We start from the raw sequence: 23,519 nt of genomic DNA on the forward strand, positions 1-23,519 counted from the left end.
AAGAAATATACATCGCCATAGCTGTTGCCGTGGCTACCCAACCGAGAACTGATAAAAATTTTTCTTGATTCATCTTATTACTATGTTTAGTTCTTATGCGTTGCAAAGATAATATTCACGTATTAATCAAAATAGGTATTTAACAAAGAAAAATTATAAGGTCGATGATTTTTAATATTGTAGTCCGATCTTACACACCTAAAGAGGGTGTATCCAAACATTGCGCGTTTTTGACACACCCCTCTCTTTTTAATCACCTTTTCTTAGGATTCTTACTTGCTCCAGTCATCGGCAGCCATACGTTGATAGCTGCGATAACGCCATTTGGCATTTTCCTCGGCTGCGGCAAACAACTCGGCTGCTTCTTTCGGATACTGTTTAGCTACGGACGAGAAACGCACCTCCCCTTTCAGGAAGTCCTGGAAATCTTCCCATTTCGGCTCTTTACTGTCGAACTGGAACGGATTCTTACCTTCTTCCTCCAATTGCGGGTTGTAGCGCCACAAGTGCCAGTAACCGCAAGCAACGGCTCTTTCTTCTTCTTTCTGGCTCTTTCCCATCCCTGCACGAAGGCCGTGGCTGATACACGGAGCATAGGCAATGATCAAGGACGGACCGGGATAAGCCTCAGCTTCACGAATCGCCTTCAGGGTCTGTGCCTGATCGGCACCCATGGCAATCTGAGCCACATAAACAAAACCGTATGTCGTAGCCATCAGACCGAGGTCTTTCTTGCGCACACGTTTTCCGGAGGCGGCAAATTTGGCAATGGCCCCTACCGGCGTAGCTTTCGAGGACTGACCGCCTGTGTTGGAATATACTTCCGTATCAAGCACGAGGATATTCACATCCTTTCCCGAAGCGATCACGTGGTCGAGACCGCCGTAACCGATGTCGTACGAGGCACCATCGCCGCCGATAATCCACTGGCTGCGTTTGATCAGGTAATTGGACAATCCCTGCAGTTCCTTGCATATGGGACAGCCGGCTTCAGCTCCTCCGTTGATCACAGCTTCTAACTGCGGAGCTAATCCCTTTGTCTTGTCGGCATCGTGCATGCAATCGATCCATTCCTGCATCAGCACCTTGGCATCGACAGGCGTATGATCGCCTGCTATCGCCTGAGTGAATAGGCGAACAATACGTGCACGCATCTTCTCGTTAGCCAGTTCCATGCCCAAGCCAAACTCGCAGAAGTCCTCAAACAATGAGTTAGCCCATGCAGGACCATGCCCCTGTTCGTTCTTCGTATAAGGAGTAGAAGGCACTGAGCCGGAATAGATGGAAGAACATCCCGTGGCATTGGCCACCATCTCACGATCCCCGAAGAGTTGCGTGATCAGCTTCACATACGGTGTCTCACCGCAGCCGGAGCAAGCGCCGGAGAACTCGAACAACGGAGTAGCGAACTGCGAGTTCTTTACATTCGCCTTAATATCCACCAAATGTTGTTTGCTTTTTACGTTATCCGCACAATACCTCCAATTATCGGCCTGAGGTAACTGACTTTCGAGCGGTTGCATGGTCAATGCCTTTTCCCCTTTCTTACCCGGACATACATCGGCACAGTTTCCGCAACCCAGACAGTCGAGCACATCGACTTGTATACGAAATGTCATTCCATCGAACATTTTACCGACAGCCTTCAACTGTTCGAATTTGGCTTCTTTCCGTTCCTGTTCATCAAGCACGAACGGGCGTATCGAGGCATGCGGACAAACATACGCACACTTATTACACTGGATACAGTTCTCCGCATTCCATTCGGGCACGAAAGCGGCCACACCGCGCTTTTCATAATACGCCGTACCTTGATCCCACGTTCCGTCCTCCCGTCCTTTGAAGACCGATACGGGCAGTAAATCACCATCCTGCGCATTGATGGGGCGAACCACTTCGTTGATAAATGCCGGGTCGTTGTTTCCCATTTTTTCATCATCAGGAAGATTAGCCCACGCCGGGTCGACGGTCAGCTGCTTGTATTCGCCACCACGATCGACAGCTGCATAATTCTTGTTCACCACGTCTTCGCCCTTCTTGCCGTAAGACTTCACGATGAACTTCTTCATTTGCTCTACAGCCAACTCTACCGGAATGACACTCGTGATGCGGAAGAAAGCTGACTGAAGGATGGTATTGGTGCGGTTGCCCAACCCGATTTCCTGTGCAATCTGTGTAGCATTGATGTAGTAAACGGTGATATTGTTTTGGGCGAAATACTTCTTCACCTTATTGGAAAGGTTCTTTGCCAGCTCCTCGCCTTCCCAAATAGTGTTCAGCAGGAACGAGCCGTTCTTGCGCAAACCGCGTGTCACATCGTACATGTGCAGGTAGGCCTGAACGTGGCAAGCCACGAAGTTGGGGGTATTCACCAGATATGTCGAACGAATGGGATGATCGCCAAAACGCAAGTGCGAGCAGGTAAATCCTCCCGATTTTTTCGAGTCGTACGAGAAATATGCCTGACAATATTTACCGGTATTATCACCGATAATTTTGATCGAGTTTTTGTTGGCGCCAACCGTTCCGTCGGCTCCCAACCCGTAAAATTTAGCTTCGAACATTCCGTCTCCACCCAACGCTATCTCCTCTTTCTGAGGAAGCGATGTAAACGTCACATCATCTACGATACCGATGGTGAAGCGATTCTTCGGCATCGGTAATGCCAGATTTTCGTATACGGCCAGAATCTGTGCTGGAGTCGTATCTTTCGAACTTAATCCGTAACGTCCTCCCACAATCACCGGAGCATCTTCCTGCCCGTAGAAACAATCCTTCACATCGAGATACAAAGGTTCGCCATTCGCTCCCGGCTCTTTCGTACGGTCGAGCACAGCAATGCGCTTGGCCGTCTTAGGCATGGCAGCCAGAAAATGCCTGGCCGAGAACGGACGATACAAATGTACGGATACCAGACCTACTTTTCCGCCGTTAGCCATCAGATAGTCGATCGCTTCGCGTGCAGCTTCTGTCACCGATCCCATAGCGATGATGACGCGGTCGGCGTCTTCAGCGCCATAATAATTGAACAATCCATAATGACGTCCGGTAATCTTATTGATCTCGTTCATGTATTCCTCGACAATCGCCGGCACAGCATCATAAAACGCATTAGACGACTCACGATGTTGGAAGAAATGGTCGGGGTTTTCGGCCATACCGCGTGCCACCGGTTTCATCGGGTTCAATGCACGGGCGCGGAAATCGGCCAGTGCCTGTCGATCGATCAGCGGAGCCAGATCTTGCCCTTCAAGCATTTCGATCTTCTGAATTTCGTGCGACGTACGGAAACCGTCGAAGAAGTTGACGAAAGGAACACGCGACTTAATCGCCGCAAGATGGGCTACACCGGCCAAGTCCATCACTTCCTGTACGGAACCCTCGGCCAGCATGGCAAACCCCGTCTGACGGGCAGCCATCACGTCCTGATGGTCTCCGAAAATAGAAAGTGCATGAGAAGCGATGGTACGCGCCGATACATGAAATACGCAAGGCAATAATTCACCCGCAATCTTATACATATTCGGTATCATCAACAACAGACCTTGCGAAGCCGTATAAGTGGTTGTCAAGGCGCCGGCCTGTAACGAACCGTGCACCGCACCGGCAGCACCGCCTTCCGATTGCATCTCCTGCACCAGGACCGGTTCGCCGAAAATATTCTTTCGTCCCGAGGCCGCCCACTCGTCTACGTATTCTGCCATCGTCGAAGAAGGAGTGATCGGATAAATGGCCGCTACTTCCGAAAACATATAGGAAATATGCGCCGCAGCCTGATTTCCGTCACATGTCAAAAATTTCTTTTCTCTTGTCATAAATTTCTTAAATTAATATACATCTACATTCTATTTCTCTTAATATAAAAATCCGAACAGCCATAAAGGAATCAAGTTCTCTCCTCCTATTTCCATTTTATCCACTGCATAGTACATACCCGGATTAAATTTTCCTCTCGTATCGGGAACAATCTGAAAATGATATTTCCCATTCACTAAAAAACGAGCATTTTGATTGCTCTCATTCATGTTGTTATCTTTAATCAGTTGATTACAAAAGAATGTTTCGTTTACGGCCGGTCCATCGGGTATCTGCTGATTCATCACGTACATCAGATTGGGATTATACATATATGCCCGCACAGGTTTCTTGGGATATTCCTCACCTAGTGCATAAAGCAGATTAATCATCCGCGCATCTTGCAGATATTTAATATAGTTCATCACCGTTGCCCGTGATGTCTCGATCAACTTACTCAACTGGCTTATGTTCGGTGTACAAGGCATATGAAGCGAAAGTAAGTAGAGCAATTTACGTAACTTCGTCAAGTAACGCTGCTCAACCTGTTTAATGTATAAAACGTCGACCTCGAGCGTCATATTCATCGTTTTGAGCAAGTTTTCCGAATAGTTTCGCTTTTCGAGAAAGAACGGATAGAAACCGTGATGCAGATAATCGCGAAAATAAGCACGAGGTTTTATCAATGCACATACCTCACGGGCGATAGCCATGTGATTTTTCATCACCTCGTCGAACGAATAGGCTGGGAAGTCGGTGCCGGCCATCAGATTCAGATATTCGCGAAACGAGAAGCCTCTCAGATAGTATGACGAGACTTTTCCGGCCAAATCGGGATTCTCGTCTTTGAGACGCATGACGGACGAACCGGTAAACACGATCCGCAAATCGGTGAAATGATCGTAACAATATCTCAACTCACGAGACCATTCGGGATATTTGAATACCTGATCGATAAGCAGTACTTTACCACCCTGTGCACGAAACTCGCCGGCAAAGTCAATCAATGTCCGCTCCGTAAAAAAGAAATGATTCAAATTGATATACAGACATTCTTTATTGTCAGAACCAAAAAACTCACGGGCATACAGCAACAGAAACGTTGTTTTCCCGACTCCGCGCGAGCCTTTGATGCCAATTAACCGTTGGTTCCAATCAATTTCATCCATCAGCCCACGCCGAACGGTCGAGCCGAGATGTGCCAACAGATATTGATGTGTTCGGTAAAAAGCCTCCATGCCTTGTTAAAAATCGAAGGCAAAGATACGAAGATATTTGAAATTGCAATGTCGAGTTGGCAAAAAACTGCAAAAACTGCTATTTGTTTCCGGAAGCTCTCACAAAAAAGGTCTGAGATCACATCGCATGATCAATAGAAGAACTGCCTCCTTTACAATTATATATCAAAAAGATAAGTCATTCTTCATGGAAAGACCAAGAAAAATGACCGTATCGGTAGCCGCATGATGAGTAAACGTATAGGCCGCTCCGTCATTGATTCGTATCGTATATGTTCCGTGTCTCAACGGTATTTCATATTTCAAGTTATACGGGCATAGGCATCGCACACTGTTTTTCGAAACATCTTCTTCCTTCACCCAAAGCTGATCTCCCTTTTGACTGACACGAATCTCCATCTTTGCTGCACAATTATAAACTGCGCTATCGTGAGCGATCTGCAGCCTACCGTCTTCAACGGCTTTCAGACGCAGTGTTTCATATAGGCCGGAAGAAGCGGATGGCGCTTCTTCCGATCTGGTATTCGATAAACAACCCGAATTGTATATATTATAGACTTTCAGAGAAGCACCGGCAGCCGTACTTTGCATGTCTTCTTCATTACACCCCCATGCCCAAGCCATGGTTGCCAATACTGCTATATACAGAAACATTCTTTTCAATTTCATTGTACTCCGTTTTTTTATTCATTCTATATAATGACGCAAAACAGAGGCCAAATGTTGCATGTTTCTGTTATTTTTAAACTTTTTTATTCAATCACCTTCACCCAGCCGTAATCGTCCGGTTCGTCGCCGTACTGAATAGCACGCAACTTGTGATACAAACGGGTACAAACAGGTCCTACTTTTCCGTCTTTGGCAATGACGTATTGCTTGTCCTCATCCAGGTCATCGATCTGAGAAATCGGAGCGATAACGGCTGCCGTTCCACATTCGGCCGCCTCGTCGAATGTCGCGATTTCTTCAAAAGGTACCGGACGACGTTCTACCGTCATGCCCATTTGCTCGGCAAGCTGCATCAGACTCTTGTTTGTGATTGACGGGAGAATAGATTCGGACGCCGGCGTGATGTATGTATTGCCACGTATGCCGAAGAAGTTGGCCGGGCCGCATTCGTCAATATACTTTTTCTCTTTCGGATCAAGGTAAAGTACGGCCGCATAGCCGCCTTGCCGTGCCTTTTCGCCGGCGCGAAGGCTGGCTGCATAATTTCCGCCGACCTTCACCATTCCCGTACCATGAGGCGCCGCACGGTCGTATCCGCGCATGACACATACCTTCGACGGTTGAAATCCATTCTTAAAGTAAGGACCTACGGGAGTGACAAAGATAAGGAACAAATATTCGACAGCCGGTTTAACACCAACCTGCGCACCGGTTCCGATCAGCAGCGGACGAAGATAGAGTGACGAACCGCTTTCGTGGGGCGGTATAAAACGTTCATTCAGCAATACGACCTTACGGACAGCCTCTTCAAATTTCTCGACAGGCAATTCCGGCATCAGGATGGCTCGGCTCGACGATTGCAGTCGCTTGGCGTTTTCATCCATCCGAAACACACGAATTTTACCGTCTTTGCCACGAAAAGCTTTCAGCCCTTCGAATGCTTCCTGACCATAGTGCAGACACGTAGCTGCCATGTGGATATTAATCATTTCGGACGAAGAAATTTCAATCTCGCCCCATTTGCCATCGCGATAGCAGCATCTTACGTTATAATCCGTCTTCATGTATCCGAACGGAATTTCCGACCAATTGATATTTTCCATTTTGTTAGAGTTTAAAATTTACATAAAAATCAAAATGCAAATGTACATGATAATTTCTCAATTTCCACGCACGATCCACAAAAGTTTTACCATAAACCTGCGTTTCACCGCCCTCTTCCTCGATCGTTTCCTCTCATAAATATAGAAAAAGGCGGTGTGTCATAACGGGCGAACTGCTTCGTTGCTTACGGAATGCGTGCTCGGTTACATACCTTAGTATACTCCCTCGCTCTCATCCTTAATTCCTTGCATTTCACCCATGCATTGCGTTTTGACACACCCTCGCAAAAGATTTTTTCTTCTCACACTTTACCCTTTCGCGGGCGGTTCTTTTCTTTCGGGTACAGGCGCGGATTCTACAGGCTTCAGCGGAATCGTCGTCTTATCATCCTGTCCTTTGAGGTAGGACGGAAGGTTCATTCCGGCCATATTAAACAGATCGTTCAACGGGGGAACAGACTTCATCAACCCGGAAATAAAGTTGGCGGTCGAGGTCATCCCTTTTCCGTCTCCATTGTTGCCATCCCATACGGTGATCTTGTCGATCTTGATATTTTTGACAGCTTCCACCTGTGTTTTGACAAGCTCCGGCAATTTGTCGGTGATCAGCATGAGCACCGCCTTATCGGGATCGCTTCCGGCAGCGCGAACAAGACGGTCGTATCCTTCGGCCTGCTTCGTGAGCACCTCGTAGATACCGCGTGCTTCGGCATCCATCTTTGCAAAGATAGCATCGGCTTCACCTCGTGCTTTGCGACGCAGCTTCTCGGCTTCCGCTTCGGCATCGATAATCGCTTTCTCCTTCTCGATCTCAGCGGGAACGACGACGTTGGCTGTCTGGGTAGCCTTCTCGCGTTCAGCGCGTGTCAGCTCGGCCTCGCGTTCCGACTGATATGCTTCCTGCAAAGCTTTTGCGGTCTGCACCTTCTCGGCTGCTACGGCGCGGCGTGCCGCTTCGGCCTCTTTCTCGCGACGCGTAGCATCGGAATTCGCAATGGCAATCTTCGCGTTGTTCTCTCCTTCGACGGCCAGCGCATTGGCTTCGGACGTACGGATACGCGTATCACGGAGGGTTTCTGCAATCCGGATGTCTTTGTCACGATCGGCTTCGGCCTTACCGATTTCTCCGAAACGATTCTGCTCGGCCACACTTTTCTTTGCTTCGTTGATCGCCTTGGCAGCAGCTTCCTTTCCAAGCGCTTCGATATATCCCGATTCGTCGCGAATATCGGTTACGTTGACGTTGATCAGCTTGAGACCGATCTTCCGCAGTTCGGCCTCGACGTTGGCGCTGACATTGGCTAAGAACTTATCACGGTCGGCATTGATTTCCTCAATATCCATCGTGGCGATGACAAGACGCAGCTGACCGAAAAGAATATCGGTGGCAATATTCTGGATGTTATGCGTATTTTGCCCTAACAGACGTTCGGCCGCATTGGTCATGCTCTCCGGTTCGGTCGAAATGCCGACCGTAAAACGGCAAGGCACGTCTACACGGATGTTTTGTTTACTCAGCGCATTCGTCAGGTTACACTCGATGGAGATGGGCGTAAGGTCGAGGAAAGCATAGTTTTGGAACACGGGCCAGATAAACGCCGCCCCACCGTGGATGCAGCGTGCCGAGCTGACGCCGCCCTCTTTGTTGCGACCTGTTTTCCCGTAAACGACTAAGATTTTGTCCGAGGGACAGCGTTTATAACGCGAAAGAATCGAAGCGAACGTCACGAACAGGACGGCTACGATCACTACAATTAAATATAAACTTGGCATAAGCTATTAAATTGAAATTATTGAAATTATTACTGATAACGAAACTGTTTGTCACGTTTTATAATCTGTTATTCCTAACCGGTTACCCGATGGATCCTCAAACTCGACGGCCCAACCTGTTTGGATATGGAAAGGCTCGGAGAGGAATCGGACGCCTCTTTCTTTCATCTTGGCATACTCAACCGCCACATCTTCTACCTCTATCCACAAAGCAGGTTGGGCATCCGGGAATCGTGCGGTATCCCTTAGGATAAGTGCCGGTTCGTCGTCTCCTATACGATAGGCGATCATGCCCATAGAGGAGAAATCAAACTTCACGGCTAAACCCAATACATCGGCATAGAAGTGTTTTGTCGCTTTAAAATCCTTTGCAGGGAAAAAATAATTATCTGCCTTCATAAGGATATAATAAGATGGCGTAAACTCGTAAACTATATTTTCTCTACGAGTACCGTGTGCCCGTTCAGGACGGCGGTCACGCGGATGGGAGCTTCGTTAGGCAGGCGCTCGCCGTCGGTCATGGCGTCATATTCGCGGATGGCACCGCGGACGCTGACTTGCACTTTACCTTCGCCCGTGCGTGCGGCCGGGATAGTCAGGTAGACCGCCCCTTTGCAGCCGACAAGGGCTTCCGGCTCAATGGTGCCCGACTGCTGCATGCCGCTCATCCATTTAAACAGGTACATCACGGCGGCTACGAGTAGCACACCCACCACCACGCCGCCGACGAGTATCAGCGAAGTGTTTTCGGTGGACGCGCGAAGGGCGATGGCCGTCCAGCTGAACCCCAGCAGGAAATTGATCAGATTACGAAACGTGAAAAGTTGGAAGGGGGTCGCCTCACCCGTGCCGTCGGCAGACATATCGCCGTCGAAGTCGCCGTCAAAATTCGTTTCGGAGTCCATCCCCACAAAGGTCATGACACTTTGAATAATAAAGACCACTGAGGCAAAAATAGCGATGCCCCAAAGAGTTTGCATAAATGGATCGAGTGATCCCCACCATGTTTCCATAATCTATTGTGTTCTTTAGGTTGTTTGTACTTTTTTTCCTGACAAATGTAAATACAAATTCTAAAACCGCCAAAAAATTTGAGAAAAACATTCAGAATGAAAATTGCATTTTCATTCTAAGTCCACGGTCAGGCGTATGAGGATGGTTACGATAAGAGAGTCGCCAGACATAATCAAGCCGGACGAGCTTAAAGATATTATCAAGTCCGCAACTGATTTCCATGTAAGGACGATCTTCCATCAGATAACTGTTTTCAGGGAAAACATAAAGTCCTTCATTACCCGGTTTCCACGGATTATTCTTGTCGCTCAGATCACCATACCATCCGCGAAAAGCAAAAACCTCGCGCAGTTGCAGGCGTTTGATGAGCGGAAGACGGTTCAGCAAAGCTCCATTCATAAAATACGTGACTTCCCACGACACAAAGCGATCATTGATAAACTCCATCGGGTCCATCAGGGCATATGTTTCCGGTTCGATGCTGTATGATAAGTTCGCATTCGGGATGATAAGCAACGGATAAGGTACCTTATCCCATACTTTACCGGCCTGCCCGTAAAGGTCGACATACCCGAAAGGCGACATCCAGAAGCGTTTACGGATGCCAATCTCGGTGCGGTTATAATGATGGTCGGAGCCCAGGACGCCTTTTCGGGCAAAGGTATGACTGAGCGTGATGATCGGTGCATCAAGCGTAATGGGATAACGATAGTTGCGCGACTGATAGAACTTCTCGTTCTGCGCCCAGCGCAGCACCACCTCAAGCTGTGCCGAGCGGTAATGATCGAGTGGAAGAGCCGTCACCCCGTCGGGTTGAATTTGCGCGAACGGCACATAACGTGACGCCCATTCCGTCAAGTGACGAGCCGTAATGCCATAGCCTAACCCGTTGTAATGCTCATGATAATAACCGAGTTCGGCCTTCTGCATGTAGGTAATCAGGTTGTTTTTGCGCCGCTTAAGCATCATAAACACATTATCTGCATTCGTATAAAGGTAATGCTGCCCGATCTGATTGATGTCATAGCGATATTCGGCACGCACATAATGGAACGGATACTCTTTACGAAAACTTCGTTTATCGTTGAACGAATATTCAACCAGCAAATCCCCTTTGAATTTTTTGTCGCCCGCGCCGTAAGCCAGATAACCATCCACAAAGAAATGTCGGCTAAGATTCGTCGTAGTCGTTCCGCCGAAGCGATATCGTGCCCCTTCGAGCGCATTACCGCTGATAAAGGTGTTCACCGGCCCAAATTCGACCGGGCTGTTCGTTTCCCGGGGCTGCACATACCCGTTGATCAAAGCGCCCACGATCTTTTCCGTCCAGAAAAAAGCAGGCACGGCGCGCAGTTGTGCCATCATCTTCTCTACCGAGGTCTGGGTAATCTCTTTCTCGTTCTCCCGATGTCCCTGCCAATATTCGTCCGAACGTTTGCGGGCATCTTCCGTTTCCATCACGGGATTATTCTCTCGAAAGACGGTCATATCTTCGGGGGGCTCGAATGAATGATCGCGATAAAGACAAATGCGGCGGGCATAAGTGCCTTTACTTTTAGCGTTCAGTTTAAATTCGACGGTAATATCATTTTTCGTCATCAGTCGTGTGCCATCATCTGTACGTACAAAATCCTGTTCGATCCGCATAAAATCCACAAAATTGAGGTTAATGTGCCGAGGCACATTCAGTTTCACCCGTTTGATAAAGAAAGTCGAATCGAGGGTGACATAAAGATGTCCGGTAAAACCGAACGACTCGGAGTTAAACGGCACGAACACCAGATCGACACACGGTTCACCCTCTACCGTTACGGTGTCCGACAAGTAATACTTATAGTAGAGCGGACCAAATGAAGCGAGCGGACTGATAAAGCGATTCAAAAACAACGGGATATTGTCTTGAAAAAGGTCTATCTCCCTGAACACTTCCTCGATAAACTGTTTGACCCCGTCTTCCGAAAAGATTTCGATCAGTCCGGCACGTTTCACCCCCTGTACGACTTTACGTTCCGCAGTCGGCGATTTTCGATAATACGTCTTCTCGATCCGTTCTTCGTTGTAAAGCGGCAAAATCGGTTTGCCCGATACCCGAGACGTATCGATGTAATTGAAAATAAAATCGATCTGTTTGTAACGTTTTTTCTTACGTGCCTCTTCCTCGTTAAAGTCATTTTTGGCCAAAATCTTCTGGTCGTACGTGCTATAGTGATAATAATCATGTTGGCGAGGATCATTGACTGTACGCCGACTTATCACCTTTTCAACAAATGTCACCGCCGGGTTCTTTTTTCTGGAATATTTTTCTTTTTCAGGCTTGACAACAATATCGGACAACGCATAAGATATTGGTTTCATCCGGACTGTTACATTGTTTATTCCATTTCTTTTCAACGGAAGTTCAACCTCTTCATACCCCAGAAATGAAACATGTAATACGTTTTCGGAAGAAGTGACTTGTAAGGAGAAATGGCCTCTGTTGTCCGTCACCGTGCCGATCGTCGTTCCTTTCAACATGACCGATACAGCAGGCATAGCTTCACGGGTTAATGAATCTTTGACAAATCCTTCTACACGGATCGTATATTGTGCAACCCCCTTTCCCGCCCCAAACAAGAAGCATAACAAAAGGAGACATAGCATGCTTTTCAGTTTCATCTTAATGTTCTAATGACATGATTCGTGCAAAAGTCGTTTTTTTCTCCGAAAAACAAAAATCTATTTCACCTATATTCTGTTCATTCTATCTTTTTGTATCGCAGACAGCGCTTTCTTGCGATAACTGTTTTATCTTTGCGCCTCATTTTAACAGGTGAAGATGGATTGGTTGAACGGTTTATTTGTAGAACACTCCCCCATGCAGGCTGTGGTTGTGCTTTCACTCATCGTTGCGGTAGGATTGGCATTGGGTAAAATACATATCGGTGGAATATCCTTGGGAGTTACTTTCGTCTTTTTTACAGGTATTTTAGCCGGGCATTTCGGGCTTTCCATAGATGATAAAATGCTGGCTTATGCTGAAAGCTTCGGATTAGTCATTTTTATCTACTCTCTCGGGTTACAGGTCGGTCCGGGTTTCTTTAATTCGTTTCGTAAAGAAGGGATCACGCTCAATATGCTATCGATGGCGCTTATCTTAATCGGAAGCGGGTTGACCGTTCTGCTATCGCATCTGACAGAGGTATCGTTACCGGATATGGTTGGTATTTTTTGCGGAGCCACGACCAACACACCGGCCTTGGGAGCGGCACAGCAGACCTTAAAACAGATCGGACTGGACAGCAACATCCCTGCTTTAGGCTGCGCCGTGGCTTATCCTTTAGGGGTGGTCGGGGTGATTTTTGCAATCTTACTCATCCGGAAAACACTCGTTCGTGAGGAGCTACTGAACAACGTTGAAAAGGATGATTTTAAAAAAGTATATGTAGCCGCTTTTCAAGTGCATAATCCGGCGGTCTTTGAAAAAAGTGTCAAGGAAATTGTTCGGATGAGTGATCTGAAATTTATCATCTCACGTTTATGGAGAGACGGGCATGTAAGCATTCCAACGTCGGAAAAAATCTTGAAAGAGAATGACAGATTATTGGTTATCACATCGGAAAAAGATGTGCAAGCCTTAACGTTCCTGTTCGGTCAGCAGGAAAAGACGGACTGGAACAAGGAAGATATCGACTGGAATGCTATTGATACGGAGTTAGTTTCAAAACGTATTGTGGTAACTCGTGCAGTGTTGAACGGCAAAAAATTAGGTTCTCTCCGTTTACGCAATCATTATGGAATCAATATCAGTCGTGTTTTTCGCTCAGGGGTGGAGTTGCTTGCCACTCCCGAATTGGTGCTCCAGTTAGGAGACCGGTTGACGGTAGTGGGCGAGGCTGCAGCGATCCGAAACGTAGAGCAGGTATTGGGGAATGCCGTCAAAGATCTGGAAGAGCCGAACCTTGTCGTGATTTTTATCGGTCTCGTTTTGGGGCTGGCTTTAGGCTCTGTGCCGTTTTCATTTCCAGGTATCGCTACACCGGTGAAATTGGGTTTAGCCGCAGGTCCTATTATTGTCGGCATTTTACTGGGCACATTCGGTCCCCGCATACACATGATTACTTACACAACTCGCAGTGCCCATCTGATGCTTCGTGCGATCGGTCTTTCCATGTACCTGGCATGTCTAGGGTTGGACGCGGGCACACACTTCTTCGAAACGGTGTTTCGCCCCGAAGGGCTTTTGTGGATTGTGATCGGCGCAGGGTTAACCCTTATACCTACCATTATCGTAGGAGTCGTTGCTTTAAAAGTCATGAAGATCGACTTTGGGACGGTTTCGGGCATGTTGTGCGGAAGTATGGCTAATCCGATGGCATTAAGCTACGTCAATGAAACGATATCCGGAGACAATCCTTCGATTGCTTATGCCACGGTTTATCCGTTAGGCATGTTTGCACGAGTCATCCTTGTGCAGATACTGTTGATGTGCTTATTGGGATAATGATGATTTCGTTATTTGCAGGAAAAGCGGTATCTTTGCCGACCCAAAATAAACATACTATGGATTATGCAATTATCGCTGCCGGTGAGGGTTCACGCCTCGTTCAGGAAGGGATGAAGACTCCCAAACCCTTGCTCCGCTTACACGGAGTCCCCTTGATCGACCGGCTGATTCATCTTTTTTTGAGGCATCACGCCACGTCGATCAGTATCATCGTGAATGAAGAAATGACGGAAGTGCAAACGCATCTGAACGCTCTCTCGCTACCGGTACCGTTTCATTTATTGGTACAATCCACCCCCAGCTCGATGCATAGTTTTCATGCATTAAGCCGCTTCCTGACCGGCGATCGGTTTTGTCTGACCACGGTCGATACGATTTTTCAGGAAGATGAATTTACACAATATATCCGTACATTCGAGCAGACATCGACTTTGGATGGCTTGATGGCCGTTACAAGTTTCGTAGACGATGAGAAGCCGCTCTACGTAAAGACAGACGATGATTACATGATCCAAGCTTTCCTCGATGCGACAGACGAACCCTGCCGTTATGTATCCGGAGGAATTTACTGCCTGAGAAATACGGTGTTACCGGCGTTGGATCAGGCAATGGAACAAGGAATCTCACGGATGCGCAACTATCAGCGCCTGTTGGTGAGCGAAGGTTTGCATTTGAAGGCCTATCCGTTTCATAAAATTATTGATATCGATCATATCAGTGATCTGGCTAAGGCAGAAACATTTCTGGCATGATACGTACTTCTTCGGATAGGGTTTTAATAATCAATCAACATGAATACGCATAAGGTAGCCGGTATTCGCAGGGAAAACCGTTTTTCACCGAATCATGTAGGAAACGATGCCGCCATTTTTTCATTGACGGCAGAGCATCTGCACCGTATGGGATGCACGGTGAACGAATACATCGAATCGGACCTGTTAGTTCGGGACATCGATGCCAATATCGTTTTTAACATGGCACGTGAACGACAGATGGTACGTAAATTGCAACGTATGGAAGACGAAGGATGCAAGGTCATCAATTCGGGCTACGGTATCGAGAATTGCACCCGTGAGAAGATGACGCGTCTTTTGCTATCTGCCGGAATAGCCCATCCGAAGAGCCTGATACTTAAAACGGACGACGATCCGACGGAGGCGCTCGAGGAGGCCGGCCTGCATCATTGCTGGATCAAACGCGGAGATTTCCATGCCATCCATCGTGAAGACGTGACCTATGTTCGTCATCGCGAAGAGGCCAAAGGTATTTTTCATGAGTTTGCCGTGCGAGGAATTGAAACCGCAGTGATAAATGAACATCTGGTCGGCGATCTGGTCAAATTTTACGGGGTGTACGGAACGGACTTCTTCTATTGGTTTTATCCGTTCGAGATGCATCACGGAAAGTTCGGGCTTGAACAAATCAACGGTGCAGCCAAGGGATTTTCATTCGATCTGAATTATTTACGAAAAATGTGCGATCAGGCAGCCCAGGTGTTGAACGTCCATATTTATGGTGGCGACTGCATTGTATCGGAAGACGGCACGGTACGACTGATCGACTTCAACGACTGGCCGAGTTTTGCACCTTGTCGTGATGAAGCGGCACCCCATATTGCCGAATGTATTTACCGTTTCATGAAACAATGATGACACGCAACTCACAGACAAAGGATTTGGAGTCCACACTCAAATCGTTGGATACGGAAGAGTTTATTGATATACATTTTTATCGTCCGCTGGGCTATCGATGGGCCTTGCTGTTCGAGCGGATGGGTATATCGCCGAATGCCGTTACCGTAGCGGGAATCTTTATCGGGATTGCCGCCGGTATTTGTTTTTACTACCCTTCGCCGACAATCAATGTGATCGGGATGTTACTCCTTGTCTGGGCCAATATGTACGACAGCGCCGACGGTCAGCTGGCGCGTATGACCGGGCAGAAATCACCGTTGGGAAGGATCCTCGACGGCTTCTGCGGCGATGTATGGTTCTTTGTCATCTATGTCGCCATCTGTTTGCGACTCATGCCGGTCTGGGGCGGATGGATCTGGCTAATGGCTATCGTTACGGGAGTCTTCCACGGCAAACAGGCCGCCATGGCCGATTACTACCGGAACATCCATCTCCTTTTTCTGAAAGGAAAAGCCGGCAGCGAGTTGTCACACTCACCGGCCGTAAAGGCGAATTTCGAGAAGATGACATGGAGACATGATTTTATCTATAAACTCTTTGATATGTTTTACCTGCGTTACACACGCGGACAGGAACGATGGACGCCTCGCTTTCAGGAGATGATGGACATCGTCCGGAACGATTATCACGGAGAAGCGCCGGAATGGTTTCGCAAAGCTTTCCGCACGAAAAGTCTGCCGTTGATGAAATATACGAATATGCTTTCGTTCAATACACGTGTTATTGCGTTATTCGTAAGCCTTTTGATCGATCAGCCGTGGCTTTATTTCGTTTTCGAACTGACGGTGCTCAATGTCATGCTCGTTTACATGGTGACGAAGCATGAACGTATTTGCACCGACTTTACCCCCTCATTAAAGAACCAACAGCAATGATCAACATAAAAACTATTCAAGGGATCGTGTTCGACTACGGCGGTACGATCGACAGTAACGGATTGCATTGGGCGGAAGTGATCTGGCAGGCTTATCAGGCGGAGGCTGTTCCCGTCACGAAAGACGTTTTCCGGCAGGCTTACGTGTATGCCGAGCGGACGATGGGGCAACTTCCTTTGGTAAAACCGGAGCATACGTTTGCCGATATGATGCGTATTAAGACCGATTTGCAAATCGAGTGGCTTCGTGAGAATCGGTATTTGTCGGACATGGAAGCCTCACGCGAATTGAAACGAAGCCTAGCCGGGCGATGCTATACATTCGCTGCGCGGTCGACCGCTGCGGCGCGCCCTGTTATCGAGGTGCTGGCCGACAGTTATCCGCTGGTCATGGTTTCCAATTTTTACGGAAACCTTCGGACGGTATTGAAAGATTTCCGTCTCGATGCGTATTTCCCGCTCCTTATCGAGTCAGCGACGGTGGGCGTCCGCAAACCCGATCCTCAAATCTTCCGGTTGGGAATCAGCGCCCTGAACATACCGGCTGCTCATATCGCTGTGATCGGAGACTCGTACGATAAGGATATCGTTCCTGCCGCCGCTGTGGGTTGCCGTACGGTCTGGCTCAAAAACATCGGTTGGAAAGAATATGCCGGTAACGAGACGGCTGACGCTGTAATTTCGGACTTTTCGGAGCTGAAAACGGTTTTTAATTTGTCATCATCTTAAAAAACATATACCTTTGTCCACCGGATGAAAAGTCCTCGGATGAAGCATAAACGACATATCATGCAATGGGTCGTATGGATAAGCAGTGTATTCTTCCTGTTTTCGGCGACGGCACCACATCATCATCACGATGGTGGGAAAGTTTGTTTTATGTCTTTTTGGGGAGACGGAGCAAAACATGCCTGCTGTCATACGTGCGGCGAAACCTCTCCGAACAGCCATCTTCATCACCATCCTTTACAGACATGCGATGATTGTGGGGCGACCGTGTCCGTCACCCTGACACAGGATCATGATAGCCATGCGGCTGTGACGCCTGTTCTCATTCCTTTCTTCGTATTACTGAATTATCTCTATCCGGCCGAATTGGAACAAGCCGGTCTGTGTTTCTCCCGAAAACATCTCTCCTTTTATATCGAAGCGCTTCGCGACACGTGGATTACACGTGCTTCGGGACTGCGCGCCCCGCCTCTTTTTTAATGAACCGAAAATCATTTCAGGCTGATTGCAGACGTACTATATTCAGCGATTGTTCATTCATTAAAAAAGTCAATTATGAAACATCGATCATTTATTTTATTGTGGGCAGTTTGCGCCTGCATACTTGCCGGGTGTGGCGGCTCATCCACACAAAAAGACGAACATCAACACGCTCATGATGAACATTCACATCATGATCATAAACATGAGCATGACCATAAACACGACCATGACCATGAAGGGGAGGAGCATGATCACGACTATAAAGAAGACACCCATGAAGCCATAGATAACGAGATTATTTTTACAGCCGAACAGGCCAAGGCCGTAGGTCTGGAAGTCAGCACCGCAGAGCCCGGTCTGTTTTGTCAGGTAATCAAAGCCGGCGGACAAATCCTGTCGGCACAAGGTGACGAGGTGACGATAGCCGCGACATCGAACGGTATCCTTTCTTTTTCCGGTTCTGCAGTCGAGGGAGTGGCGGTACGTGCCGGCGAAGCGATCGCATCGATCTCGGCCAAAGATATTGCCAATGGTGATCCGGTGGCGCAGGCCCGGATTACGTATGAAACCGCCGAGAAAGAATTCCGACGCGCCGAAGAGTTAGTGAAGGATCAAATCATCTCGACCCAGGAATTCGAGCAGGTTCACCTCCGTTACGAAACGGCGAAGACCGCCTATCGGGCGTTTGCCGGCAAAGCGGGAGTGCACGGCGTAAGGCTTACGACACCCATCGCAGGATACCTCAAAAACCGGTTTGTCAATCAGGGAGAGTTTGTGGCAGTCGGCCAGCCTGTCGCCACCGTTTCACAGAACCGGCGGTTACAATTGCGTGCCGAGGTTCCTGAAAAATATTTCAGAGACTTACAGCACATCGGGAGTGCGAATTTCAAGGTATCCTACAGCGACCGGATATACAAACTGAGCGAACTGAAAGGGCGGTTGCTGTCGTTCGGGAAGTCGGCAGGACAAGCCTCGTTCTATGTTCCCGTCACTTTCGAGTTCGACAATATCGGCGATATCATGCCCGGCGCTTACGCCGAAGTGTATCTGCTTTCCACTCCGCGTCCCGATGTGATAACCTTGCCGATAAAGGCTGTAACGGAGGAGCAAGGGGTTCATTTTGTGTATGTTCAACTCGACGAAGAAGGTTACGTAAAAAGAGAAGTTACCTTAGGAGCTGACGACGGTGAGCGCGTGCAGATTCTTTCCGGGATACATGTGGGAGATCGCGTCGTGACGCAGGGTGTTTACCAGCTGAAGCTGGCGGCCAATGCAAGCGTGATTCCGGAAGGTCACAGTCACAGTCATTAAAAACCGGACGGATATGCTGAATAATATTATACGATTTTCATTGAATAATCGGCTGATCGTGCTTGCCGCAGCTGTATTATTGCTCTTTGCCGGTACGTATACGGCCATGAACATGGACGTGGATGTCTTCCCCGACCTGAATGCTCCGACCGTAGTCGTGATGACCGAGGCAAAAGGGATGGCTCCCGAGGAAGTAGAGCGGTTGGTCACTTTTCCGGTAGAGACGGCCGTCAACGGAGCGACGGATGTGCGTCGCGTACGTTCATCGTCGACAACCGGCTTCTCGGTCGTATGGGTCGAGTTTAACTGGGGGACGGATATTTACCGTGCGCGCCAAATCGTATCGGAAAAGCTGGCTATGATCGGCGAATCTTTACCGCCGAACGCAGGAAGACCGACGCTGGGGCCGCAATCGTCTATTCTCGGCGAGATGATGATTATCGGCCTGACGGCCGATACGACCTCGATGGAGGAACTGCGAACGATCGCCGACTGGACCATTCGTCCGCGTCTGTTGTCTACAGGCGGAGTAGCGCAAGTAGCCGTATTGGGAGGCGATATCAGGGAATATCAGGTGTTGCTGAATCCTGAAAAGATGAAGCATTACGGGATCGGTCTGGACGAGGTGATGAAAGTAGTTCGCGACATGAATCAAAACGCGTCGGGCGGGGTATTATACGAATACGGAAACGAGTACATCATCCGTGGCGTGATCTCCACCAACGACGTCGATGCCCTTTCGAAAGCCGTATTGAAACGCGTGGGCGAGGTACCACTCTTGCTGGGCGATGTGGCCGATGTACGTATCGGCGCGAAGATGCCGAAACTCGGCGTAGCATCGCACCGCGCCAAGCCGGCCGTATTGCTGACGGTCACGAAACAGCCGCATACGAGCACGCTCGATCTGACGCGGAAGCTCGACGCTTCCATCGCCGAATTGCAAAAAACGATGCCCCGTGATGTGCAGGTGGCAACCGATATCTTCCGACAGTCACGATTTATCGAAAGTTCGATCGGCAACATTCGGCGATCGCTGATCGAAGGGGCTGTTTTCGTCGTGATCATCCTGTTTATCTTCCTGATGAATGCACGAACCACCCTGATCTCGCTCGTCACCATTCCTTTGTCGATCCTCGTTGCCATCGTCGTGTTACGATTGATGGGGCTGACGATTAACACGATGAGTATCGGAGGGATGGCCATTGCGATCGGCTCACTCGTTGACGATGCGATCGTCGACGTCGAGAACGTCTACAAACGTCTGCGTGAGAACCGGCAGAAGCCCGAGGCCGAGCGGCGCGGAGTGATTGCCGTCGTGTTCGACGCCTCGCAGGAGGTGCGGATGCCGATCCTGAACTCAACCTTTATTATCGTCGTCAGCTTCGTGCCGTTGTTCTTCCTTTCGGGTATGGAGGGACGGATGCTGGCGCCGTTGGGCGTGGCTTTTATTGTGGCGCTGTTTGCCTCTACTCTCGTAGCGTTGACGCTGACCCCCGTGTTATGCAGTTTTCTGCTCACGGCAGACCGCCAGACAAAGAAAAACAAAGAGCCGTTCGTGGTGCGTCATCTCAAGGCGGCTTACGAACGCGCCTTAGACCGGACGCTGACCCATCGGAAGGCTTCGCTCGGCATTACGGGCGGGATCGCACTCGTGGCGCTCGTCGCCTTTTTCATGTTGGGAAACAGTTTTCTGCCGTCGTTCAACGAAGGTTCGTTTACGATCAACGTAAGCACACTGCCGGGCATCTCGCTCGAAGAGTCGGACAAGGTTGGTCGCCGGGCGGAAGAGTTACTGCTTTCGATTCCGGAGATACGGACGGTGGCACGTAAGACCGGACGCGCCGAGTTAGACGAGCATGCGTTGGGGGTCAATGTCTCTGAAATCGAAGCGCCGTTCGAGCTTTCCGGGCGGTCGAAAGAAGAGGTCGTCGAGGAAGTGCGGGAGAAGCTGAAAACGCTTTCGGGAGTAAATATTGAGATCGGACAACCCATCTCGCACCGTATCGACGCGATGTTATCAGGCACACGAGCCAATATTGCCATCAAGCTGTTCGGTACGGACCTGAACCGTATGTTCGCGCTCGGCAACCGGATTAAGACGAGTATCGCCGATATCGAGGGGATTGCCGACCTGAACGTAGAGCAGCAGATCGAACGTCCTCAGATCAAAATCGAGCCGAAACGCGAGATGCTCGCCAAATACGGCATCCCCCCTTCCGAGTTCGGAGAGTATGTATCGGTTATGCTCGGTGGCGAGGTCGTTTCGCAGGTGTATGAAGGCAATCGCTCCTTCGATCTGACCGTAAGGGTCAATGACGAGAGCCGGAGCGGCATCGACCGGATCGGTGATCTGATCATCGATGCCGACGGGCGGAAAATACCGCTGAGCTACGTGGCCGACATTGTTTCGTCCGGCGGGCCGAATACGATCAGCCGCGAGAACGTCAGTCGCAAGATCGTCGTTTCGGCCAATGTGTCGGGGGGGGACCTGCGAGGTATCGTCCACCGGATACGCGAACGGATCGATGAGCAGATCGTGCTTCCCGAAGGGTATCACATCGAATACGGCGGACAGTTCGAGAGCGAGCAGGCTGCATCGCGCACGCTGCTCGTCGCCTCCATCCTGTCTGTTTTCGTTATCTTCCTGCTGCTTTACAACCAGTTTAGGAGCATGAAGCAGTCGGCCGTCGTACTGCTGAATCTTCCGTTGGCACTCATCGGCGGCATCTTTGCCATCTTCTTTGCCGACCGAATCATCAGCATCCCCGCCATCATCGGATTCATTTCGCTGTTCGGTATTGCTACACGCAACGGCATGCTCCTGATCGATCGATACAACGATCTGAAACGCAGTGGACTGTCATTCATTGAGTGTGTAAGGCAAGGTTCATCAGACCGGCTCAACCCCATTTTGATGACGGCGCTTACCTCGGCGCTGGCGCTCGTTCCGCTGGCCTTGGGAGGCGATCTGCCGGGCAACGAAATTCAGAGCCCGATGGCCGTCGTGATTCTGGGCGGATTGCTGACCTCTACGCTGTTAAACGGCTTTATCATCCCGATTATGTATCTTTTAATCCATAAAAAGCAAGACGTATGAAAAAATATATGATAACAGGACTTGCCGTGCTGCTGACCATCGCGGCGCAAGCGCAGACGACGATGGATGAGGTATTGCGTCAGGTGGAAACAAATAATCGCGAGTTGCAGGCCGCCCGCCAATATTACGAGGTGCAGTTGCTCGAATCGAAAAGTGAGAATAACCTGCCCGATCCATCGGTGAGTTATTCGCATCAATACGGCAATCGTGCAGAGATGGGCGTACAGGGTGAGCTGGTCGCGTCGCAATCGTTCGAGTTTCCCACGGTTTACGGGCAACGCAGCAAACTGACGACCGTTCGCCAACAACTCTTCGCCTCGCAATACACCGGTGAGCGTCGTCAGGTATTGCTCAATGCCCAAGAGGTCTGCCTCGATTTAGTGTGGCTTAACCGGCGTCGACAGCTCCTTCGCGAACGGCGACGCGACGCCGAGCGGCTGGCGGAGCTGTATGACGAGCGTTTGAAGAAAGGCAATGCCAATATACTGGAGACAAATAAAATCAAGCTCGAACTCTTAAACGTAAAGGCGGAGGAACGGCTGAACGAGACGGAACGCGAAGGCAAGCTGCGCGAATTGGCCACGTTGAACGGCGGACATCCCGTCGCATTCACCGATACGGTTTACCCTTCGCCTGCCGAGCTGCCCTCGTGGGACGCGTTACGTGACGAGGCGCTGGCCGCCGATGCCACATTACAGACGTTGCAATACCGGCAGGCCGAAGCGCAGCGGCAGATCGGCGTAAGCCGCGCTCAGGGGCTGCCCGGACTGGAGCTGGGCTATCGGCTGAACACGGCCACCGGCGGCGATCGGTACAACGGCTTCGTCGTGGGAATGAGCATCCCGCTCTTCTCAAACCGCCATCAGGTGAAGAAGGCGCACCGTCAAAGTCATTATGTAGAGTTGCAACGTGAGAGCGCTGCGGTACAGGCCGAGAACCGCTTGATGCAGCTCTATCACCGGTTGCAGGTACTCCGCGCTTCGATGGACGAATTTGATACCGTGCTCAAAAATCAGGACAACCTGACCCTGCTGAATAAAGCGTTGCAAGCCGGACAAATCTCCATGATCGAGTATTTCGTCAGCATCGGCACGCTATATCAGAGCACCGACTATCATCTGCAACTGCAAAGCGAATACCACAAAGTGCTGGCCGCGATTTACAGCTACAAACTTTGATAACGGTAAAGTAGAGCGCAACAGTCGGAAAAGGAGATGAAGTGTCATTCATATCGACTGCATCGATAAGTACGTATC

Annotated in this window: 17 protein-coding genes; 9 read left to right on the top strand and 8 right to left on the bottom strand. The window is 49.3% G+C overall.

Annotated elements, in window-relative coordinates:
- Window positions 1-272 precede the first annotated feature (272 nt).
- From nifJ to BFO_RS12945, 8 genes are all read right to left on the bottom strand, one after another.
- The gene (gene nifJ / locus BFO_RS12910) at window positions 273-3,815 is read right to left on the bottom strand and encodes a pyruvate:ferredoxin (flavodoxin) oxidoreductase (RefSeq protein WP_014226227.1); all 3,543 of its coding nucleotides are present in this window, start codon (window positions 3,813-3,815) and stop codon (window positions 273-275) included.
- A 39-nt stretch (window positions 3,816-3,854) separates the two neighbouring features.
- Complete coding sequence (locus BFO_RS12915; protein ID WP_014226228.1) at window positions 3,855-5,033, bottom strand: ATP-binding protein; 1,179 nt, start codon at window positions 5,031-5,033, stop codon at window positions 3,855-3,857.
- Window positions 5,034-5,198: 165 nt separating this feature from the next.
- Window positions 5,199-5,702, bottom strand: a complete 504-nt coding sequence (locus BFO_RS14605) for a hypothetical protein (RefSeq protein ID WP_014226230.1) — start codon at window positions 5,700-5,702, stop codon at window positions 5,199-5,201.
- 83 nt (window positions 5,703-5,785) lie between these two features.
- On the bottom strand, window positions 5,786-6,805 hold the full coding sequence (locus BFO_RS12925) for a branched-chain amino acid aminotransferase (RefSeq protein WP_014226231.1): 1,020 nt from the start codon (window positions 6,803-6,805) through the stop codon (window positions 5,786-5,788).
- A 309-nt stretch (window positions 6,806-7,114) separates the two neighbouring features.
- Window positions 7,115-8,578, bottom strand: a complete 1,464-nt coding sequence (locus BFO_RS12930) for a flotillin family protein (RefSeq protein ID WP_014226232.1) — start codon at window positions 8,576-8,578, stop codon at window positions 7,115-7,117.
- Between the two features lie 51 nt (window positions 8,579-8,629).
- Entirely contained in the window at window positions 8,630-8,977 is a 348-nt protein-coding gene (locus BFO_RS12935) for a VOC family protein (RefSeq protein ID WP_014226233.1), read from the bottom strand.
- A gap of 32 nt (window positions 8,978-9,009) precedes the next feature.
- Window positions 9,010-9,591 (bottom strand): hypothetical protein, encoded by a 582-nt coding sequence (locus tag BFO_RS12940; protein WP_014226234.1) that lies wholly within the window; start codon window positions 9,589-9,591, stop codon window positions 9,010-9,012.
- A gap of 91 nt (window positions 9,592-9,682) precedes the next feature.
- Complete coding sequence (locus BFO_RS12945; RefSeq protein WP_014226235.1) at window positions 9,683-12,247, bottom strand: DUF5686 and carboxypeptidase-like regulatory domain-containing protein; 2,565 nt, start codon at window positions 12,245-12,247, stop codon at window positions 9,683-9,685.
- Window positions 12,248-12,407: 160 nt separating this feature from the next.
- On the opposite strand from BFO_RS12945, the gene BFO_RS12950 reads away from it, so the two are divergent.
- The 9 genes from BFO_RS12950 to BFO_RS12990 all read left to right on the top strand — a co-directional run bounded on the left by BFO_RS12950 (window position 12,408) and on the right by BFO_RS12990 (window position 23,441).
- Entirely contained in the window at window positions 12,408-14,072 is a 1,665-nt protein-coding gene (locus tag BFO_RS12950) for a putative transporter (protein WP_014226237.1), read from the top strand.
- A 59-nt stretch (window positions 14,073-14,131) separates the two neighbouring features.
- Window positions 14,132-14,827, top strand: coding sequence for a sugar phosphate nucleotidyltransferase (locus BFO_RS12955; RefSeq protein WP_041591387.1), 696 nt, complete (start codon window positions 14,132-14,134; stop codon window positions 14,825-14,827).
- 39 nt (window positions 14,828-14,866) lie between these two features.
- On the top strand, window positions 14,867-15,724 hold the full coding sequence (locus BFO_RS12960; RefSeq protein ID WP_014226239.1) for an ATP-grasp domain-containing protein: 858 nt from the start codon (window positions 14,867-14,869) through the stop codon (window positions 15,722-15,724).
- Window positions 15,724-16,644 (top strand): CDP-alcohol phosphatidyltransferase family protein, encoded by a 921-nt coding sequence (locus BFO_RS12965; RefSeq protein ID WP_014226240.1) that lies wholly within the window; start codon window positions 15,724-15,726, stop codon window positions 16,642-16,644. Before BFO_RS12960 ends, BFO_RS12965 begins: the two co-directional genes overlap by 1 nt.
- Window positions 16,641-17,372, top strand: coding sequence for an HAD family hydrolase (locus BFO_RS12970; RefSeq protein ID WP_014226241.1), 732 nt, complete (start codon window positions 16,641-16,643; stop codon window positions 17,370-17,372). The genes BFO_RS12965 and BFO_RS12970 overlap by 4 nt, the downstream gene beginning before the upstream one ends.
- A 39-nt stretch (window positions 17,373-17,411) precedes the next feature.
- Window positions 17,412-17,852 (top strand): DUF6769 family protein, encoded by a 441-nt coding sequence (locus tag BFO_RS12975; RefSeq protein WP_046825467.1) that lies wholly within the window; start codon window positions 17,412-17,414, stop codon window positions 17,850-17,852.
- A 75-nt stretch (window positions 17,853-17,927) separates the two neighbouring features.
- Complete coding sequence (locus tag BFO_RS12980; RefSeq protein WP_014226243.1) at window positions 17,928-19,166, top strand: efflux RND transporter periplasmic adaptor subunit; 1,239 nt, start codon at window positions 17,928-17,930, stop codon at window positions 19,164-19,166.
- 13 nt (window positions 19,167-19,179) lie between these two features.
- Complete coding sequence (locus BFO_RS12985) at window positions 19,180-22,263, top strand: efflux RND transporter permease subunit (RefSeq protein ID WP_014226244.1); 3,084 nt, start codon at window positions 19,180-19,182, stop codon at window positions 22,261-22,263.
- Complete coding sequence (locus BFO_RS12990; protein ID WP_014226245.1) at window positions 22,260-23,441, top strand: TolC family protein; 1,182 nt, start codon at window positions 22,260-22,262, stop codon at window positions 23,439-23,441. Before BFO_RS12985 ends, BFO_RS12990 begins: the two co-directional genes overlap by 4 nt.
- Window positions 23,442-23,519: the final 78 nt, after the last annotated feature.

It is taken from the genome of Tannerella forsythia 92A2, assembly GCF_000238215.1.
In the GTDB taxonomy this organism is placed as follows: Bacteria; Bacteroidota; Bacteroidia; order Bacteroidales; family Tannerellaceae; genus Tannerella; species Tannerella forsythia.

What these genes read in the sequence shown, in the direction of transcription:
- BFO_RS14605 (WP_014226230.1), bottom strand. Translation starts at nt 5,702, where the DNA reads ATGAAATTGAAAAGAATGTTTCTGTATATAGCAGTATTGGCAACCATG.
- BFO_RS12980 (WP_014226243.1), top strand. Translation starts at nt 17,928, where the DNA reads ATGAAACATCGATCATTTATTTTATTGTGGGCAGTTTGCGCCTGCATA.
- BFO_RS12935 (WP_014226233.1), bottom strand. Translation starts at nt 8,977, where the DNA reads ATGAAGGCAGATAATTATTTTTTCCCTGCAAAGGATTTTAAAGCGACA.
- BFO_RS12925 (WP_014226231.1), bottom strand. Translation starts at nt 6,805, where the DNA reads ATGGAAAATATCAATTGGTCGGAAATTCCGTTCGGATACATGAAGACG.
- BFO_RS12940 (WP_014226234.1), bottom strand. Translation starts at nt 9,591, where the DNA reads ATGGAAACATGGTGGGGATCACTCGATCCATTTATGCAAACTCTTTGG.
- BFO_RS12985 (WP_014226244.1), top strand. Translation starts at nt 19,180, where the DNA reads ATGCTGAATAATATTATACGATTTTCATTGAATAATCGGCTGATCGTG.
- BFO_RS12955 (WP_041591387.1), top strand. Translation starts at nt 14,132, where the DNA reads ATGGATTATGCAATTATCGCTGCCGGTGAGGGTTCACGCCTCGTTCAG.
- BFO_RS12960 (WP_014226239.1), top strand. Translation starts at nt 14,867, where the DNA reads ATGAATACGCATAAGGTAGCCGGTATTCGCAGGGAAAACCGTTTTTCA.
- BFO_RS12915 (WP_014226228.1), bottom strand. Translation starts at nt 5,033, where the DNA reads ATGGAGGCTTTTTACCGAACACATCAATATCTGTTGGCACATCTCGGC.
- BFO_RS12975 (WP_046825467.1), top strand. Translation starts at nt 17,412, where the DNA reads ATGAAGCATAAACGACATATCATGCAATGGGTCGTATGGATAAGCAGT.
- BFO_RS12930 (WP_014226232.1), bottom strand. Translation starts at nt 8,578, where the DNA reads ATGCCAAGTTTATATTTAATTGTAGTGATCGTAGCCGTCCTGTTCGTG.
- BFO_RS12965 (WP_014226240.1), top strand. Translation starts at nt 15,724, where the DNA reads ATGACACGCAACTCACAGACAAAGGATTTGGAGTCCACACTCAAATCG.
- BFO_RS12945 (WP_014226235.1), bottom strand. Translation starts at nt 12,247, where the DNA reads ATGAAACTGAAAAGCATGCTATGTCTCCTTTTGTTATGCTTCTTGTTT.
- BFO_RS12950 (WP_014226237.1), top strand. Translation starts at nt 12,408, where the DNA reads ATGGATTGGTTGAACGGTTTATTTGTAGAACACTCCCCCATGCAGGCT.
- BFO_RS12970 (WP_014226241.1), top strand. Translation starts at nt 16,641, where the DNA reads ATGATCAACATAAAAACTATTCAAGGGATCGTGTTCGACTACGGCGGT.
- nifJ (WP_014226227.1), bottom strand. Translation starts at nt 3,815, where the DNA reads ATGACAAGAGAAAAGAAATTTTTGACATGTGACGGAAATCAGGCTGCG.
- BFO_RS12990 (WP_014226245.1), top strand. Translation starts at nt 22,260, where the DNA reads ATGAAAAAATATATGATAACAGGACTTGCCGTGCTGCTGACCATCGCG.